Raw genomic sequence first — 17,229 nt, 5'->3', positions numbered from 1 at the left:
TTGTTGCCGGCGCGCCTTCGCGCCTCACCGTCCAAGCCAAACTTCTTTCGGAGCTGAAGCTCATGTCCAAACCGACAACACTGTACGACAAGATCTGGAACGATCACCTGGTGCACGAAGCCGAGGATGGCACCTGCCTGATCTATATCGACCGCCATCTCGTGCATGAGGTGACCTCGCCGCAGGCTTTCGAAGGCCTGCGCACCACGCATCGCAAGGTGCGTGCGCCGGAAAAGACGCTCGCGGTCGTCGACCACAACGTTCCCACCACCGATCGCAAGAAGCCCAATCCCGATCCTGAGAGCATCGAGCAGATCAAGGCGCTGGCGGAGAACGCCAAGGAATTCGGCATCGAATATTACAACGAGTTCGACAAGCGCCAGGGCATCGTCCATGTGATCGGCCCGGAGCAGGGCTTTACCCTGCCCGGCACCACCATCGTCTGCGGCGACAGCCACACCTCGACCCATGGCGCGTTCGGCGCGCTCGCGCACGGCATCGGCACCTCTGAGGTCGAGCATGTGCTGGCGACCCAGACGCTGATCCAGAAGAAGGCCAAGAACATGCGCGCGGTCGTCGACGGCAAATTGCCGGAAGGCGTCACCGCCAAGGACATCATCCTCGCCATCATCGGCGAGATCGGCACCGCCGGCGGCACCGGCTATGTGCTGGAATATGCCGGCGAGGCGATCCGCGCGCTGTCGATGGAAGGCCGCATGACGGTGTGCAACATGTCGATCGAAGGCGGTGCGCGCGCCGGCCTGGTCGCACCCGACCAGAAGGCGTTCGACTTCCTGCGCGGCCGCCCCAAGGCGCCGCAGGGCGCCGCCTGGGATGCGGCGATGCGCTACTGGGAAACGCTGCGCTCCGATGACGCCGCGCGTTTCGACCATGAGATCCGGCTGGACGCGGCAAAGCTGCCGCCGATCGTGACCTGGGGCACCTCACCCGAGGACGTCATCTCGATCACCGGTGCCGTACCCGATCCCGACAAGATCGCGGACGAGGCCAAGCGGCTCTCCAAGCATCGCGCGCTGAAATATATGGGCCTGACGCCGGGAACGAAGATCACCGACATCAAGCTCGATCGCGTCTTCATCGGCTCCTGCACCAACGGCCGCATCGAGGATCTGCGGGCGGCAGCCAAGATCGCCGAGGGCAAGACGGTGAGCGCCCACGTCAACGCCATGATCGTGCCCGGCTCGGGCATCGTGAAGGAGCAGGCGGAAGCCGAGGGCCTCGACAAAATCTTCATCAAGGCCGGCTTCGAGTGGCGCGAGCCGGGCTGCTCGATGTGCCTTGCGATGAACCCGGACAAGCTGAAGCCGGAGGAGCGTTGCGCCTCGACCTCGAACCGCAATTTCGAGGGCCGGCAGGGCTTCAAGGGCCGCACCCACCTGGTCTCGCCCGCGATGGCCGCGGCCGCCGCGATCGCCGGCCACTTCGTCGACGTCAGGGAGTGGCGATAGCGCATGACCCGGAAGAGCGGGAACCGGTTTCCCTCGCGACAAACGCGGAACGCGTTTGCGCGGAGGCCACCCGCAAACCATAAGCGCGAAGCAGCCAAAAGCGCGATGATGATTCAAAGCCATCGCGCTTTGGCAACGCCTCGTTAAGCAGCAAGGCGCAGACTGGTGCTAGCGAAACGCAAGGCTTTCGCGAGGACCGCTGCCATGGCCAACAAGCCGGAATTCATCGACATGATCAGCGAGGCGACGCGGCAGAACCGCCGCCGCGCCGCGCCCCGCGTCATCGCGCCCACCCCTGAGAAAGAAGAGAAGGCGCTGAGCAACTGGCCCCCGGCGCGCTTCGCACGATGGCGGCTGGAAAACCTGACGCCGTGGAAGATGCGGTCCTGGAAGATCAAGGACTGGGTCTGACGCTGGCGTCGCGAGACGGACATGCAAAGGGCGCCCTCGGGCGCCCTTTGCATTTCATGTGAGCCCAATAATGCAGGCGCGAAAACTCAGGGCCGGAAAAGACCCGCTTTCCGCATCTTCATTTGTCATCGCTCCCTGCATTACAATAATGCGGACGACGCGAATGATGGATGGTGGAATCGCATCAATTGGCGTTGCGCACACAAACTGTAGCGACGTCGCGCCTCGCGAGAGGGAGAGAAACGATGACGGTCTATGTGATCGTGCAGCTCAAGATGACGGATCGCGCGGCGTATGATCGCTACCAGGCCCGGTTTTTCGACGTGTTCCGGAATTTCGGCGGACGCCTGTTGTCGGCGGACGAACATCCGCGCGTGGTCGAAGGAAGCTGGGACCGCGACAAGGTCGTGCTGATGTCGTTTCCGGACGAGGCGCAGTTCCACGCGTTTGCGGACTCGCCGGATTATCTGGAGATTTCAAAGGACCGCAAAGCGGGCGCGCAGGCCACTGTGCTGCTGGCGAACGGTTTTGGCCACTGACCCCAGCCACGCCCGATGCAAAAACAGGCCCGCCTGATGAGCGGGCCTGCCTCGCGTCGATCACCAGCGGCGGTGATGACGGTGCCAGCGATGTCCGCGACGGGGATGCCAGCGGCCCGCGTGGTGGTGGCGATGCCAACGCACCTCGGTGGTGCCGAGCCTGGAATCGTCCTGGACCTGCGCGGCCGCGCCCGGATTGATCAGCGACAAGGCCTGTGCCCGTTCCGACGGTGCGGCGATCGTGAGCAGCGCGCCGACCGCCGCAAGACCCAGAACTTTCGTCACATGCATGATGTTCTCCTGAGAATCCCCCGATATCTCACGCCAGCAGCCATTCGGCGGATCGAACGATCCGCCGTTTCGTCGCGACGCAGAGCAAGATTTGGAATGAGCGAGGTAAGGTGAGTGAGATGCTGCGCCGGGAACGTCAATGCCCGTGACGTATTCCAGTTCCGACCCTCCTGATCATTTCAGGCGCGGCAAAAACCCGCGTCACGCGCGCGCATTTTGTCTTGATCGAATCATCGGAGATGATCATGGCCCGCCTTGCGATCAGATTCGGCGCAATTGCGTTCAACCATGTCGCGGCAGGCACTGGCGAATCCGGGAGGGCTATGGATCAGACCCCGGGAAGTGAAACGTGCATGCATCGACCAGATGGTTGATGCGCAGCGGACTTTGCTCCCTGATAGTGTACCTGGCGCGTTCCGGACTCGGTCCCGTTTTGGCAATTCTCCCATGGCGATAGCTGGCGGTACGCAAATCGGTGGCGAAGGCATGCAATGCACAGAACGGATTCCAGGAAAATGAGTTCGGCCAAGGTCCATCGACCTCATCGCGGTGGCTCGACAAATTCCTTTCGCGGAATGTTTGAAGGCAACGGTATTCCCGGCCTTAGCGTCAAGGCTCTGACACTTGCCGCGACGATCCTCTTTGCGACGCCGGCCCTTGCCTCCGATCCGCTCCCATGCACCGACAATAGAGTGCTCAGTCAAATTCATGAGCACTTCAAGAACGCCGAACAGATGGCCCCACCTCGACGTAAGATGGTGAGCCTAAACCCGCGGGAGGTTTTGCTCGGACGCCCGCCAGCCTCAGCCAATCGCCATGCGACGGCGACGACCTACATTGCCGCTTCGCGCTATTGCGAGGGCCGCGCCGAATTCGACGTGGGCCAGCCCGAGCCGGTCTATTGGCGGATCGACCAAGTCAGGGACGGCGCAGATGAAGCGCCGCGCATCGACATCTGCCACAAGCGATTCGACATTTTCGAAGACGGCTGCAAGGCGTTTCGACCGGGCGGGTGACGCATGTCCACGAGCCCGCTCCATCTGTCGGATCGGCACTGCGGGCTTTCACGCGGTAAAGAGCGTACCCACCAGCGGTGCGCATCAAAAAAGAGCGCGCGTCTTCTGCGAACCGTAACCCACCAGTGTTTGCGGCCTCACGGTTGTCTGGACCGAAAGAAATTGATTCCGTAGTCTTCTCCCTCGTTCTTGTTGAATATCGGGGGAGAAGGTTGGCGCCTGCTGAAAGACTACTGACCGCCGTGAACAAAATCCACGAAACGCCACTTCTGGGCGGTGACTGGACGGCAGCACTCTCCCAAGTCGCCGCAGCAGTAGATGGCGAGCATTGTTTCCTGTTCCACCACGACACTGAAACCGGCAACAGCAACCTGATCGCTGCCAGCGGACCCACGGACATCGCCATCCCGTTCGCCCAAGGAGTCCCGTTGACCACGCTGCCGCGGTGGGCGGACAAGCTGCCGACCGGTGCAGTGGTACTGAGTTCGGCGATGATGCCCGATCGTGAGTTTGCAGAGTCAGTCTTCTATCACGAGGTTGTGCGTCCAGCCGGCGCTTTCTACGGCGTGGTGTCCGCGCCGGCCAGTGCGCGCCAGCGACGCTTCTATCTCGCCGTCGGCCGGCTTCGAGGACGGCCGGATTTTGGCTCCGAAGCCATCTCGGCCATGCGCGCATTGACACCGCATGTGGAAATGGCGCTGCGTGTCGGCGAAAGGCTGACAGGTCACACGTTGGCGGAGGCTTGCGCGTCAGGCGCGCTAGCACGCCTCAACACTGGCGTGATAGCGCTCGACAGTAGCGGCGGCGTGGTCTTCGCCAACGATCCCGCACAGGCTACCCTCGCGCGGGCGGAAGGGCTTTTCACAAAGGCAGGCCGGCTCAGGGCCCGCCGGCTGCGAGATGCGCGAGCACTCGCCCACGCGATCAATGCCAGCGCCCGACGAACCCTCCAACGGCCATGCTCGCCGGTGGAAATAGCAGCGGCAGATGGCGGTCCGGGCCTGCGCGTGCTCGCCATGCCGGTGCCGGAGCCAGTCACAGCCGCGTCACTCAATTTTGGCCTCGTGCCTCCTGCCGCGTTCCTGCTTGTCATCGACCTTCGTGAAGAACGGTGCCGACGCCAGCGCCGCGCGGCAACCCGATGGGGCCTTACTCCGACAGAAGCGGCAGTGGCGCTGGAAATTGCAGATGGTGGAGGCCGTATAGCTGTGGCTGCACGCCTAGGAATATCTATCGCCACGGTCAGAACCCATCTCATCCGCATCTTCGAAAAGACCGACACGAAACGGCAGGCACAACTGGTGCGCGTGCTCATGGAAGACTTTGATCCGTTCGACTGACCTGTTTCCTGTCGCTCTGGCGATTGTTCGACAACGGCAACAGCCTGTCGAAGCCGCAAAAGCACCTCCACCACATGGTTGACGCGAACCGGCGGCCAAGCAGCCAAGATGGGCGCCCATGTTTGTGAAAGGGACCGTCAAATGACCGCCAGAGTTCGCTCCATAGCCAGAAAGCACGCGGGGCCAATCGGCCTTGCGGCCCTCGCCTGCGCCAGTCTTTTCTTCGCGCTTCCGGCAGCCTTGGCCGACAACAAGCCGCTACGGAATGCGCCGGCTCCGCGGTCAATTGAGCGCGATCCCGTGTCCGGCAAAGCGATCATCATTGTCGGCGGGCAAGCACGCGGGGATTCCGGCGTGAAGGCGCTGAATCCGCAGCCGTTACCGCCAAAGGAACGGCCCAACGCATTGAATCCGCAGCCACTGCCGCCAAAGGAGCGGCTTAACGCGCTGAACCCGCAACCGTTGCCACCAAAGGAACGGCCCAATGCACTGAATCCTCAGCCGTTACCGCCAAAGCAATTGCCCCGCTGAAACGGCAGGGGGCCCGGAACTCCTTAGAATTCTCGACGGCGCTGGCGCAAAAGGGGCTGAAGATTGGAGTGCCCCCGTTTCGCCGAACGAGAACAACACGGCTCCCGCAAACCGCCCCACGAAACTTGCGATGGCGCTGCTGGTCTATGGCGCTTCCGTCGTTCTGTTCGGCGCGGCGTTGCTCGTCTGGCGGCGCGGGCGGCTCGATCAGCCGCGGCGCCAGTAGCAGCTGACGCGCGGCACGATGACGGTACCGCTCGGGCGGTATTCCTGCACATAGGCGGTGCTGCATTCGCGCACCGCGTTCGGCCCTGGGTTGTAGCTCGGGTAGACCTCGTCGCGCCACGGCTCTTCGTAACGCGGGTGGACGCGCAGCCGGGTCGGCGGCCGGCGCACCGGACGCGGCGCGGCATCGGGCGGCACCGCCTGGGCGAGGCGAATTCCGGCCGGCGCGTTTTGCGCCCTCGCGCCCGTAGCCGGCAGCGAGAACACCCCTGCAACCGCAACCACGATCGCTGCCGTCCTGATACCCGTCATTGCGCCCACCCACACCTTTTCGAGGGACCGCACCGTCTCCGTTTTCAAAAGCCGCGTCAACTCTTCGTAAATGCGATAGGCATGACGGCGAAACCCGCGCTAAGAGGATGGCATGTGGCAAGACCGGAAAGCGCCCTCCCTCGCCGACATGGAGACGATGGCGCACGAGATTTTCGAACGCCTGCCGAGGCGCTTTCGCGAGCTGTGCGAGGGTGTGATCGTTCGCGTCGAGGATTTTCCGACCGACGAAGTGCTCGACGAAATGGGCTGCGAGAGCGAATTCGACCTGCTCGGCCTGTTCCGGGGCACCGGCCTGCCGCTGCAGAGCCATGGCGACGTCGCCCGCCTGCCCAACATGATCTGGCTCTATCGCCGGCCGATCCTCGACTACTGGGCCGAGCATGAGGAGACGCTCGGCCATATCGTGCGCCACGTGCTGGTCCACGAAATCGGCCACCATTTCGGGCTGTCCGACGGCGACATGGCGCGGATCGAGGCCGACGCGGACTGATTTCGGCGCTGTTTCGGGCAAAAGCGCCGCTCTCTTATGCGCAATTGACCTTGGACTTGCGGTCTCCGGCGCGATAAACACCTCTCCTGATAGTAGTTTCTCAACCGGAAGCGCGAACGATGGACAAGTTCACCACGCTGGAAGGCGTTGCGGCGCCCTTGAAGATCATCAATGTCGACACCGACATGATCATCCCCAAGCAGTACCTCAAGACCATCAAGCGCACCGGCCTTGGCAAGGGGCTGTTCTCCGAGCAGCGCTACAAGGACGACGGCAGCGAGAATCCGGATTTCATCCTCAACAAGCCGGCCTATCGCAAGTCCAGGATCCTGGTCGCCGGCGACAATTTCGGCTGCGGCTCGAGCCGCGAGCATGCGCCGTGGGCACTGCTCGATTTCGGCATCCGCTGCGTGATCTCGACCTCGTTCGGCGACATCTTCTACAACAACTGCTTCAAGAACGGCATTTTGCCGATCCGCGTCTCGCAGGCCGATCTCGACAAGCTGTTCGACGATGCCGAGCGCGGCGCCAATGCGACGCTCACGATCGATCTCGCCAATCAGGAGATCCGCGGCCCCGACGGCGGCAAGGTGAAGTTCGAGATCGATCCGTTCCGCAAGCATTGCCTGCTGAACGGCCTCGACGACATCGGCCTCACCATGGAAAAGAAATCGTCGATCGACGATTACGAGGCAAAGGCCAAGCGCGAGCGCGCCTGGGCCTGAAACAGCGCGATGGCGGCCGTCGCGCTCTAGGTGACGCATGTTGCCCGACGTCGTCACCTTCTGGCACGGCCGGCTCGATCGCCTGCGGCTGCTGTGCCTGCGCTCGCAGGTCGCCGCCGGGCACAAGGTCACCGTCTACAGCTTCGATCCGATGGCCGGTCTGCCCGACGGCGTCGGCAATGCCGATGCCGAAGCGATCCTGCCGCGCGCCTTCGCGCAGAAGCTGCGTCCCGCCGAGCCCGACGGCTCCTGGCGCGACTGGACCATCCTGCAATTTTCCGACTTCTTCCGCATGCGGCTGATGGCGCTGCGCGCCGGGCTGTGGCTCGACGCCGACGTGCTGCTGGTGAAGCCGGTCGAGATCGATCCGGCAAAGCCGTACTTTGCCTGGGAACGGCCGCGCCAGCTCGGCAATTCCGTGCTGTACCTGCCCGCTGATCATCCCATCGTCATCGCCTTCGAAAGGCTGATGGCGCAGGACGAGCTTGCGCCGGACTGGCTGGCGCTGCGGCATCGCGTCATCCTTGGGCTGCGCCGCCTCACCGGCGGATCGAGCCGCGTCTGCGACTTGCGCATCGCGATCTTCGGACCGGCCTCGCTCACCGCACTCGCCCGGCGCACCGGCGCGCTGAACAACGCGCTGCCGAAGCGCAGCTTCTATGCCGTGCACGCCGAGCCCAGGCTGTTTTTCGAGAACAGCGATTTTGCCCCGCTGCTCGCCGATCCCGCCGTGATCGGACTGCATATCTCGCCCAAGGGCCGCGGCAATTCGGCGCCCGTTCCGGGCAGCCTTTATGCCTGGGCCGCCGAAAAGTTCGGCGCACGATAGGCGGCAGCGTCGGCCTGCGAATTTGATCCAGCGCAACGCGGTGCCGGCGACCGGGTGATCCAATGTGCCGGTGCTGCCGACCGGAGGTGTCCCATGACCGCGCAGAGCAAGCCCTATCCCGTGGTGCAGATGCTGACCGAGACGTTCGCCCGATGGCTGAAGCACCGGCGCGAGCTCAACGAAATGCGCCAGATCGACCGCGCCGATTTCGACCGCATCGCCAGCGAGCTCAGGGTCACGCCCGGCGAACTCGGCGAGCTGGTGTGGCAGGGGCCGCATGCCGCCGACGAGTTGCCGAAACTGCTTGCCGCGCTCGGCCTCGATGAGGAGGGTCTGGCGCGCACGCAAGCGCTGATCCTGCGCGACATGGAACGCGTCTGCGCCATATGCGCTCACAAGGTACGATGCGACCACGACATCATCGCCGGCACCTCGGCGGAGCACTACGAGGACTACTGTCCCAACGCGTCGACGATCGCACTCATCGGCGAGCCCGCCGACAGCGAGAAGCGCCTGACCGCACTCCTGCGGGAATAGATAGCCGGCTCAGCTCGCCATCTTTTCGATCGCATCCGCGATCGCGATCGTGCGCCGCGCCATCTCGGCATGCAGGCGCTCCACCATCTGGCCGTCGATCTGGATTGCGCCGCGCGATGCGTTCTCGGCCTTTTCGAATTCCGCGATGATGCGCCGCGCCCGGGCGATCTCCTCTGCCGGCGGCGTGAAGATGGCGTTGCAGGCCTGGATCTGGTTCGGATGGATCAGCGTCTTGCCGTCGAAGCCGAGATCGCGGGCCTGGGCGCATTCCAGCGCAAAGCCGTCGACATTGGCGAAATCACTGTAGGGTCCGTCGAAGATCTCCAGCCCAAACGCGCGCGCCGCCAGCACGCAGCGGGAGATCATCGGGATCATGGCCGCGCGGCCCGGCTGCATCCTGATCCGCGTCTCCCGCGATATGTCGTTGGGGCCGAACACGAAGCCGGCGAGCCGCGTCCTGGGATCGCGCGAGGCGCCAGCGAGCTTGTCGGCGTCGAGCACCCCGCGCGCGGTCTCGATCATCGCAAAGACCCTGATCGAGGAAGCGGCCCCGATCTCGCCGAGCCGGCCGCCGATCGCCAGGAGGTCCTCGGGGCTGGAAACCTTCGGCACCAGGATTCCGTCAGGGCCGGCCTTGCCGGCCATGGCGACGTCGTCGTTCCACCAAGGCGCATCCAGGCTGTTGGTGCGGATCCAGATCTCGCGCTTGCCAAACCCCTTGGCGGCAATGGCCTCCGCAATCTGGTCGCGCGCCTTGGCCTTGGTGTCGGGGGCGACCGAATCCTCGAGGTCGAGGATCAGCACGTCGGCGGCCAGGTTGCGCGCCTTTTCGAGTGCGCGGGCGTTCGATCCCGGCATGAACAGGAGGCTGCGGCGCGGGCGGGTCATGGCGGCTCCCTTTGGTCTTGCGGAGCTTGGGCTCCGGAGATTGAGCTCTGGAGGCTTGGGCTCTTCGGAACTCTGGCGATAACACTTCGAACTGTTACGCGGAAGCCTTGTTCCGGTCATTGCCATGTGATTAGCAGGGGGCATGATATCGTTTCCGCAGCGGCTGATCGACGGCTACCGCACCTTCGCCTCGCAACGGCTCCCGACCGAGCAGACCCGCTACCGCGAATTGTCGGTGCGGGGGCAGTCGCCGGAAGTCATGGTGATCGGTTGCTGCGATTCCCGGGTATCACCGGAAGTGATCTTCGATGCCGGCCCCGGCGAATTGTTCGTGATGCGCAACGTCGCCAATCTGGTTCCGGTCTATGAGCCCGACGGCGGCGCGCACGGCGTCTCGGCGGCGCTGGAATACGCCGTCAACGTGCTCAAGGTGAAGCATATCGTGGTGCTCGGCCATGCCCAGTGCGGCGGCATCCGCGCCTTCATCGACAAGATCGAGCCGCTGTCGCCGGGCGACTTCATCGGCCGCTGGATGGCGATGTTCATCAAGCCGGGCGAGGTGGTCGAGCAGCGCAACCACGAGAGCATGCAGGACTTCACCGTCCGCATCGAGAAGGCGGCCGTGTTCCGCAGCCTGGAAAACCTGACGACCTTCCCGTTCGTGCGGGAACGCGTGCAGCGGGGCGAGACGAAGCTGCACGGCGCCTATTTCGGCGTCGCCGAGGGCTCGCTGTTCGTGCTCGACCGCGAGACCAAGGAATTCTTGAGCGTTCGGGAACTGGGCAAGTAGCGAATAGCGGAATCGCTATTCCCTGCTCTCAATTCGCTATTCCCTGTTCGCTACTCACCCCCGTGATCGCCGCCGGCCCAGCGGTCGGAGATCGCGAGCATGAAGGCCGAGATCACGAACACCAGGTGCACGCCGACCAGCCAGGCGAGCTTGCTCGGCTCGAACACGGTGTCGATGTTCATGAAGGCCTTCAGCACCTGGATCGCCGAGATCGCGACGATCGAGGCAAGCAGCTTCTGCTTCAACCCGCCGAAATTGACCTTGGTCATCCAGTCCGGCCAGTCGGGATGGCCGCTGCCGTCGATCTTGGAGACGAAGTTCTCGTAGCCGGAGAACACCACGATCACGATCAGATTGCCGGTCAGCGACACGTCGATCAGGCTGAGCACGCCGAGGATGATGTCGGACTCCTTCGAGCCCGGCGCATGCACGACGAACTCCCACAGCATCATGCAGAATTTCAGCAGCAGCACGGCGAGGCTCACGACGAGGCCGAAATAGAACGGCGCCATCAGCCAGCGGCTGTTGAAGATCAGGCTCTCAAAGCCCCTCTCGACGCGCTTGAGCGCAGGATCCGGCCGATCGGCCACCGGCTGTTCGGTCATGAAACGTACCGATTGCTAGAGCCAGCTCACGCCGCCTTTTTCTTGGCGCTGATCAGCTTGCGGTTGATCAGCACTTCCGCGATCTGAATCGCGTTCAGCGCCGCACCCTTGCGCAGATTGTCGGAGACGCACCAGAACGCGATCCCGTTCTCGACCGTGGCGTCATCACGGATGCGGCTGATATAGGTCGCGTCCTCGCCAGCCGCCTCGTAGGGCGTGACGTAGCCGCCCGGCTCGTGCTTGTCGATCACGAGGCAGCCCGGCGCCGAGCGCAGGATGTCGCGCGCCTCGTCCGGCGTGATCGGCTTCTCGAACTCGACATTGACGGCTTCCGAATGGCCGACGAACACCGGCACCCGCACGCAGGTCGCGGTAAGCCTGATCTTGGGATCAAGGATCTTCTTGGTCTCCGCCATCATCTTCCACTCTTCCTTGGTGTAGCCGTCCTCCATGAAGACGTCGATTTGCGGGATCACGTTGAAGGCGATGCGCTTGGGGAATTTCTTGTTGACCAGCTCGTCGTTGGTGTAGACCGCCTTGGTCTGCGAGAACAATTCGTCCATCGCGTCCTTGCCGGCGCCCGACACCGATTGATAGGTCGAGACCACGACGCGCTTGATGGTGGCGGCATCATGCAGCGGCTTCAGCGCCACCACGAGCTGCGCGGTCGAGCAGTTCGGGTTGGCGATGATGTTCCTCTTCGTGAAGCCCGCGGCCGCGTCCGCATTCACCTCCGGCACGATCAGCGGCACGTCCGGATCCATGCGCCAGGCCGACGAATTGTCGATCACGACCGCGCCGGCGGCGCCGATCTTCGGCGACCATTCCTTCGATACGGAGCCGCCCGCCGACATCAGGCAGATGTCGACGTCGGAGAAATCATAGTGTTCGAGGGCTTTGACCTTGAGCGTGCGGTCGCCATAGGAGACCTCGACGCCGACGCTGCGACGCGAGGCCAGCGCCACGACCTCGTCGGCGGGGAACTTGCGCTCGTCGAGGATCGCAAGCATTTCGCGCCCGACATTGCCGGTCGCTCCGACCACCGCGACTTTGTAACCCATCGTTCACTCTCCGAGGAAAAATGCCGTTTCGCCGCTGATAGCGGAAAGGGAAGCGGCAGCGCTTCTATGCGAGAACCACCGCCAAGACAACGGCAACGGCAGCGGCAACGGTAGCACGCGTTCAGGCGTTTTGATGCGTTCCTTTGGGCCAGAACGGGCCAATTTCCATTCTAGGGACCGGATCCACCCCGCCCTGACCAGTTTCACCGACGAAGTCGTGGCGACGCTCGCGCGCCTCGTCGCCTATATGGGGACGCTGGGGCTCGTCGGCATCCTCGCGCTCTATGCCTTCAACCATTGGATCGATGTGATCGCTGCCGAGCCGGCAGCCGACGCCGGCTGGGCCGTGGCTGACCGCTCGCATCCGGCATTCGCCGTCACCTCGCTTGATCTTTTCGAGAAATCAGCGAGTTACACTATCCTTCGGCACCCCGCCGGCGGCCGCAAGGACATCTTCCGCTGGACCGGCGAGGCCGACAGGCCGCTCGGCGAGCTCGAACTTTACCGCATGGGCGGGGAATTCGACCGCTCCACTCCGCCGCGGGCCGCGGTGGCGGCGCGAATGGTGCCCAACGGGGCTGCGCTCGAGCCCGCCGGCGTGGTCGACAGCAAGTTCGGCCAGGTCGCGCTGTTCAGGCGAACGGACGAAGCGGAGGCGGCGCCTGCCTGCGTCGGCTTCGTCAAGCGTTTCGAGGCGCCCGATCTGCAGATCGCGGGCTTCTCGTGCCGCCAGGCTGGCCTGCCGGCGCAGCGCGCGGCGATCGCCTGCACGCTGAACCGGCTGATGCTGCTGACGTCAGGCAATGACCCGAAACTTGCGGAAATGTTCGCCCGCGCCGAGCTCAAGCGCGCCGCCTGCGCGCCGGCTGCGGCGCCGATGCTTTCGGCGGATTGGGTGACCGGCGCCGACGACCCGCATCTGCGTGGCGCCTTGTAGCGGCTGCGGCCCCCGCAAGCCCGCCCGGACACGGCTTAATGCCCTGTTTTGATGTAACTTTAGCGATCGGCGCCGCATTATATGACGTGGTGTGGCGCATTGGACATAGTGATCTTGCGCCCGCGCCGGGTAAGATGGCGGCAAATCGATTGGGCAAGCCCAATCAGCAAGCCCATGAGGATGGACGTGATGACCTGGAAATTCGCTGCCGCGAGCAAGCTCGCGCTGCTGTTGACGGCAGGCGCCGTGGTGGCGGCGAGCTTTGCCGCAAGTGCCAACGCACAGTCGCCGCGCGATGCCGACCGGCGCGACAACCGCGTCTACCGCCAGAGCGGCCCCAACGTCTCCTATCAGCAGGGGCCGCGTACCCGCATCTATGTGAGCAAACGCTCCTGGCTCGACGCCGGTACCGAGGTGCTGCCGGGCGATCGCAAATTCCAGGACTATGCCTTTCCGCCGGACATCGGGTACCCGTCGTTCGGGCGTGAGAACAACAACCGCCCGATCGACCGGCAGCCGCTCAGCACGCCGTCCGATTTGGGCGGATGGTATCCGCAGAGGTTCCCGCTCTACTAGCGCTGACGCAAGCGATCGATACAAGAATGGCCGGGCTTGTCCCGGCCATTCTCATTTTTGCTTCGCGAGACGCTCGGCTCAGCCGTGCAGCTTCTGGAGCTCCTTCAGGATCGCCTCGCCCATCTCGCGCGTCGATACCTGCGTCGTGCCGTCAGACTTGATGTCGGCGGTGCGCAAACCGTTCGCCAGCACGGCGGCGATCGCCGCGTCGAGTTGGTCTGCGAGCGCGCCCATGTCGAAGGAGTAGCGCAGCGCCATGCCGAACGAGGCGAGCATCGCGATCGGATTGGCAAGGCCCTTGCCCGCGATATCAGGGGCGGAGCCGTGCACCGGCTCGTACAGCGCCTTGCGCTTTTTCGTCTTGGCATCGACCTCGCCGAGCGAGGCCGACGGCAGCATGCCGAGCGAGCCGGTCAGCATCGCGGCGATGTCGGACAGCATGTCGCCGAACAGATTGTCGGTGACGATGACGTCGAACTGCTTCGGATATTTCACGAGATTCATGCCGCCGGAATCCGCGAGCTGGTGCTCCAGCGTGACGTCCTTGTATTCGCGCGCATGAACCTGGGTCACCACCTCGTTCCAGAGCACGCCCGACTTCATGACGTTGCGCTTTTCCATCGAGGTGACCTTGTTGCGCCGCTTGCGCGCGAGGTCGAAGGCAACGCACGCGATGCGCTCGATCTCGTAGGTGTCGTAGACCTGGGTGTCGACGGCGCGCTTCTGGCCGTTGCCGAGATCGGTGATGGTCTTCGGCTCGCCGAAATAGACGCCGCCGGTGAGCTCGCGCACGATCATGATGTCGAGGCCCTCGACCACCTCGCGCTTGAGGCTGGAGGCTTCCGCCAGCGCCGGGTAGCAGACCGCCGGCCGCAAATTGGCGAACAGGCCGAGATCCTTGCGCAGCCGCAGCAGGCCGGCCTCGGGCCGCGCCTCATAGGGCACGCTGTCCCATTTCGGCCCGCCGACCGCGCCGAAGATCACCGCGTCCGCCGCCTTGGCCTTGGCCATGGTCTCGTCGGTGACGGCAACCTTGTGCGCGTCATAGGCGGTACCGCCGACCAGCCCTTGCTCGGCCTCGAAGCGGGCGATGCCCTTGTCGTTGAGCCAGTCGATCAGGCGCTTGACCTCGGTCATCACTTCGGGGCCGATGCCATCGCCGGGGAGCAGCAGGAGCTTGTGGGTCGCCATGGTCTGTTTCCTTATTCGTCGCGCGCGGAGTGCTAATGCGCCGGAGGCGGATTGGCAAGGCGCTGGCGCTGGGCTGAAATCGGACCGTTTTTGGCACAAGCCGCCCCCCGAAGAAGGCAAGCAAGACGGACCGCATGACCTCAGCCATCCTGTTCGCCTTTGCCTCCGCCTTTTTCCTCGGGGCCGGGGTGGTCACCGCCCAGCTTGGGCTGCGTTCGGTCGAGCCGCTGTCCGGCGCCTCGATCAGCGTTCCCTCCTTCACGCTCCTGTTCATCCTGCTGTCGCCGCTGCTTCTCGCCGGCGAGCCGGTGGTCTGGCGTGGCTTGCCGCTCTTCGCCGCGATCGGCCTGTTCTTCCCGGCCGCGCTGACCTTCCTGACCTTCGCCTCCAACCGCGCGCTGGGGCCGGTGATCACCTCGACGCTCGGCAACCTCGCGCCGCTGTTCGCGGTGGCGCTCGCGGTCGCCCTGCTGCACGAGCCGCTGCGGACCTCGCAGCTGGCAGGCATGGTCATCGCGGTGATCGGCGCCGTGGTGATCAGCGTGACGCGGCCGCGCGACCTCGGCCACTGGCGAAGCTGGGCGCTGTTGCTGCCGCTCGCGAGCGCGCTGGTGCGCGGCATCGTGCCGCCGATCGCCAAGCTCGCGCTCCAGATCTGGCCGAGCCCGCTCTGGGGCAGCCTAATCGGCTACGTCATGTCGTCGATTGTCGTGCTGGCCGTGCAGCGCGTGCGCAAGGGAAGCTTCATCGAGCAGGCGCCGTGGTCCGGCCGGCTCTGGTTCGCCGTCACCGGCATCAGTAACGGCCTGAGCGCGCTGACGCTGTTTTTCGCCGTGCGCAACGGGCCGGTGACGCTGGTGGCACCTTTAGTTGCGGTATACCCGCTCGTCACATTGGTGCTCAGCGCGATCATGCTACGACATATTACGATCACCGGCCGCATCGTCGTCGGCACGATGCTGACGGTGGTTGGCGTCGTGCTGGTGCTGGTGAGCTAGTGGAGCGGATTTGACGTTCGCTGCCCATTTGCCGCGATTCCCTTATGCGAACGTCAAATCCAAAGCTCCACTAGCATTAAGACAATTTGCTAGTGGTCCTTTGATTCTAACATTCGCAAGCGCGCCTCCCAGATGGGAGGCGAATGTTAGAATCGGACCACTAGCGCCCGTTGCGCGATCGGCAACACACCATTGCCGATTGCATGCTGGGCAAATCCGGCGCTGCCTGCCACAATGCATCTGTACTCGGAGCATTGCGTGAGAGCCCCCTCCCCGCCACCGACTTACGCGCATCCCGCGCGGCTGATCCTGATCCTGTCGCTGGCACCGACCATCGGCCTCGGCATCGGGCGCTTCGCCTATTCGCTGGTGCTGCCCGACATGCGCGATTCGCTCGGCTGGTCCTACTCGGCAGCCGGCTTCATGAACACGATCAACGCGGTCGGCTATCTCGTCGGCGCGCTCGCCGCCTCGGCCGTCATCCGCCGCTTTGGGCTCGCCGCGAGCCTGCGCTGGGGAACGATCGCGGCCGTCATCTCGCTCGCGCTGTGCGCCGTCTCCGGCAATTTCATCGTATTGAGCTTTGCGCGGCTTCTGGCCGGCCTCGGAGCCGCGATCGGCTTCGTCGGCGGCGGTGCGCTTGCGGCCAGCATCGCGCAGTCGCGGCCCGAGCGGGCGAACTTCCTGCTCAGCCTGTTCTATGCCGGCCCGGGGATCGGCATCCTCGCCTCCGGGCTGATCGCGCCTTTCCTGCTCCAGGCCTGCGGCCCGGGCTCGTGGTGGATCGTCTGGTGGGCGATGACGCTGCTCACCGCCGTCCTGATTCTGCCGCTGATGACGACGCCGCTTGGCGATGGCGCACGCATCGACGGCGTGGCGAGAAATGGGTTTCCGATCCTGCGCACGCTGCCCTATCTCGCGGGTTATTTCCTGTTCGGCGCCGGCTACATCGCCTACATGACCTTCATGATCGCCTATGTGCGCGACGGCGGCGGCGGCGCGGCGGCGCAAAGCCTGTTCTGGGGCCTGATCGGCATCAGCGCGCTGCCGACGCCGTGGGTGTGGCGGCGCGTGCTCGCGCTCGACCGCGGCGGACTTGCGACCACCATCATCCTCGTCGTCAATGCGGCCGGCGCGGCCTTGCCGGTATTCGGCCATTCGATGGCGCTGCTGGCGGTCTCCGCCTTCATGTTCGGAATCGCGTTCTTCGCCGTGGTCGGCTCGACCACTGCCTTCGTGCGCCTTAACGCGCCACCTTCGGCCTGGCCGGCCGGGATCGCGGCGATGACGATCGCGTTCGGCATCGGCCAGACGCTCGGGCCGGTCGCGGTCGGCGCCATCACCGACGCGCTCGGCAGCCTTTCCTATGCCTTGAATGTTTCCGCCGCGATGCTGGTCGCCGGCGCGATCCTGACCGCGCTGCAGCGGAAGCTGAAGGTCGCATAGC

At 64.3% G+C, this 17,229-nt stretch carries 21 protein-coding genes; 15 read left to right on the top strand and 6 right to left on the bottom strand.

Translation table 11 applies throughout. The features are described from left to right. Positions 1-62: 62 nt before the first annotated feature. The 3 genes from leuC to QOU61_RS01805 all read left to right on the top strand — a co-directional run bounded on the left by leuC (position 63) and on the right by QOU61_RS01805 (position 2,419). Positions 63-1,469 (top strand): 3-isopropylmalate dehydratase large subunit, encoded by a 1,407-nt coding sequence (gene leuC, locus QOU61_RS01815; RefSeq protein WP_289656444.1) that lies wholly within the window; start codon positions 63-65, stop codon positions 1,467-1,469. Between the two features lie 204 nt (positions 1,470-1,673). Next, positions 1,674-1,880: a hypothetical protein gene (locus QOU61_RS01810; protein ID WP_289656443.1), complete on the top strand. Its 207-nt coding sequence runs from the start codon at positions 1,674-1,676 to the stop codon at positions 1,878-1,880. A gap of 245 nt (positions 1,881-2,125) precedes the next feature. After that, complete coding sequence (locus QOU61_RS01805) at positions 2,126-2,419, top strand: DUF1330 domain-containing protein (protein WP_289656442.1); 294 nt, start codon at positions 2,126-2,128, stop codon at positions 2,417-2,419. Between the two features lie 60 nt (positions 2,420-2,479). Here the strand turns inward: QOU61_RS01805 and QOU61_RS01800 are convergent, their stop codons facing one another. Continuing rightward, a complete protein-coding gene (locus QOU61_RS01800; RefSeq protein ID WP_289656441.1) occupies positions 2,480-2,710 on the bottom strand; it encodes a hypothetical protein in 231 nt (76 codons plus the stop codon). Positions 2,711-3,225: 515 nt separating this feature from the next. Here QOU61_RS01800 and QOU61_RS01795 point away from each other — a divergent pair. The 3 genes from QOU61_RS01795 (at position 3,226) to QOU61_RS01785 (ending at position 5,597) form a co-directional block, all read left to right on the top strand. Then, positions 3,226-3,726, top strand: coding sequence for a hypothetical protein (locus QOU61_RS01795; RefSeq protein WP_289656440.1), 501 nt, complete (start codon positions 3,226-3,228; stop codon positions 3,724-3,726). A 77-nt stretch (positions 3,727-3,803) separates the two neighbouring features. Continuing rightward, the gene (locus QOU61_RS01790; RefSeq protein WP_289656439.1) at positions 3,804-5,066 is read left to right on the top strand and encodes a helix-turn-helix transcriptional regulator; all 1,263 of its coding nucleotides are present in this window, start codon (positions 3,804-3,806) and stop codon (positions 5,064-5,066) included. A 141-nt stretch (positions 5,067-5,207) separates the two neighbouring features. Beyond that, on the top strand, positions 5,208-5,597 hold the full coding sequence (locus tag QOU61_RS01785) for a hypothetical protein (RefSeq protein WP_289656438.1): 390 nt from the start codon (positions 5,208-5,210) through the stop codon (positions 5,595-5,597). A 207-nt stretch (positions 5,598-5,804) separates the two neighbouring features. Here QOU61_RS01785 and QOU61_RS01780 read toward each other — a convergent pair whose 3' ends face one another. Beyond that, positions 5,805-6,134: a hypothetical protein gene (locus QOU61_RS01780; RefSeq protein ID WP_289656437.1), complete on the bottom strand. Its 330-nt coding sequence runs from the start codon at positions 6,132-6,134 to the stop codon at positions 5,805-5,807. A gap of 112 nt (positions 6,135-6,246) precedes the next feature. Between QOU61_RS01780 and QOU61_RS01775 the strand changes: the two genes are divergently transcribed. From QOU61_RS01775 to QOU61_RS01760, 4 genes are all read left to right on the top strand, one after another. Further along, the gene (locus QOU61_RS01775) at positions 6,247-6,645 is read left to right on the top strand and encodes a metallopeptidase family protein (RefSeq protein WP_289656436.1); all 399 of its coding nucleotides are present in this window, start codon (positions 6,247-6,249) and stop codon (positions 6,643-6,645) included. Between the two features lie 119 nt (positions 6,646-6,764). Continuing rightward, entirely contained in the window at positions 6,765-7,370 is a 606-nt protein-coding gene (gene leuD, locus QOU61_RS01770; protein ID WP_289656435.1) for a 3-isopropylmalate dehydratase small subunit, read from the top strand. Between the two features lie 37 nt (positions 7,371-7,407). Beyond that, the gene (locus tag QOU61_RS01765) at positions 7,408-8,199 is read left to right on the top strand and encodes a glycosyltransferase family 32 protein (RefSeq protein ID WP_289656434.1); all 792 of its coding nucleotides are present in this window, start codon (positions 7,408-7,410) and stop codon (positions 8,197-8,199) included. 93 nt (positions 8,200-8,292) lie between these two features. After that, positions 8,293-8,736 carry a hypothetical protein gene (locus QOU61_RS01760; RefSeq protein ID WP_289656433.1) on the top strand — a complete coding sequence of 148 codons (444 nt, stop codon included), beginning with the start codon at positions 8,293-8,295 and terminating at the stop codon, positions 8,734-8,736. Positions 8,737-8,745: 9 nt separating this feature from the next. Here QOU61_RS01760 and QOU61_RS01755 read toward each other — a convergent pair whose 3' ends face one another. Beyond that, positions 8,746-9,624, bottom strand: a complete 879-nt coding sequence (locus QOU61_RS01755) for an HpcH/HpaI aldolase/citrate lyase family protein (RefSeq protein ID WP_289656432.1) — start codon at positions 9,622-9,624, stop codon at positions 8,746-8,748. A gap of 142 nt (positions 9,625-9,766) precedes the next feature. Here QOU61_RS01755 and QOU61_RS01750 point away from each other — a divergent pair, with 142 nt between their 5' ends. After that, positions 9,767-10,414, top strand: coding sequence for a carbonic anhydrase (locus tag QOU61_RS01750; RefSeq protein WP_289656431.1), 648 nt, complete (start codon positions 9,767-9,769; stop codon positions 10,412-10,414). 50 nt (positions 10,415-10,464) lie between these two features. Here QOU61_RS01750 and QOU61_RS01745 read toward each other — a convergent pair whose 3' ends face one another. Both QOU61_RS01745 and QOU61_RS01740 read right to left on the bottom strand, forming a co-directional pair. Further along, the gene (locus tag QOU61_RS01745; protein WP_289656430.1) at positions 10,465-11,019 is read right to left on the bottom strand and encodes a TIGR00645 family protein; all 555 of its coding nucleotides are present in this window, start codon (positions 11,017-11,019) and stop codon (positions 10,465-10,467) included. A 26-nt stretch (positions 11,020-11,045) separates the two neighbouring features. After that, positions 11,046-12,080: an aspartate-semialdehyde dehydrogenase gene (locus QOU61_RS01740; protein ID WP_289656429.1), complete on the bottom strand. Its 1,035-nt coding sequence runs from the start codon at positions 12,078-12,080 to the stop codon at positions 11,046-11,048. Between the two features lie 133 nt (positions 12,081-12,213). On the opposite strand from QOU61_RS01740, the gene QOU61_RS01735 reads away from it, so the two are divergent. Together QOU61_RS01735 and QOU61_RS01730 are read left to right on the top strand one after the other, a co-directional pair. After that, positions 12,214-13,017: a hypothetical protein gene (locus tag QOU61_RS01735; RefSeq protein ID WP_289656428.1), complete on the top strand. Its 804-nt coding sequence runs from the start codon at positions 12,214-12,216 to the stop codon at positions 13,015-13,017. 189 nt (positions 13,018-13,206) lie between these two features. Beyond that, positions 13,207-13,593 (top strand): hypothetical protein, encoded by a 387-nt coding sequence (locus tag QOU61_RS01730; RefSeq protein ID WP_289656427.1) that lies wholly within the window; start codon positions 13,207-13,209, stop codon positions 13,591-13,593. Positions 13,594-13,671: 78 nt separating this feature from the next. Here the strand turns inward: QOU61_RS01730 and leuB are convergent, their stop codons facing one another. Then, positions 13,672-14,784, bottom strand: a complete 1,113-nt coding sequence (gene leuB / locus QOU61_RS01725) for a 3-isopropylmalate dehydrogenase (protein WP_289656426.1) — start codon at positions 14,782-14,784, stop codon at positions 13,672-13,674. A 134-nt stretch (positions 14,785-14,918) separates the two neighbouring features. Between leuB and QOU61_RS01720 the strand changes: the two genes are divergently transcribed. Beyond that, positions 14,919-15,782, top strand: a complete 864-nt coding sequence (locus QOU61_RS01720; protein WP_289656425.1) for an EamA family transporter — start codon at positions 14,919-14,921, stop codon at positions 15,780-15,782. 258 nt (positions 15,783-16,040) lie between these two features. Beyond that, positions 16,041-17,228, top strand: a complete 1,188-nt coding sequence (locus tag QOU61_RS01715; RefSeq protein WP_289656424.1) for a YbfB/YjiJ family MFS transporter — start codon at positions 16,041-16,043, stop codon at positions 17,226-17,228. Position 17,229: the final 1 nt, after the last annotated feature.

Source organism: Bradyrhizobium sp. NP1 (assembly GCF_030378205.1).
In the GTDB taxonomy this organism is placed as follows: domain Bacteria; phylum Pseudomonadota; class Alphaproteobacteria; order Rhizobiales; family Xanthobacteraceae; genus Bradyrhizobium.
Note: the sequence above shows the minus strand (reverse complement) of the source record. Positions and strands in the feature narration are given on the sequence as shown.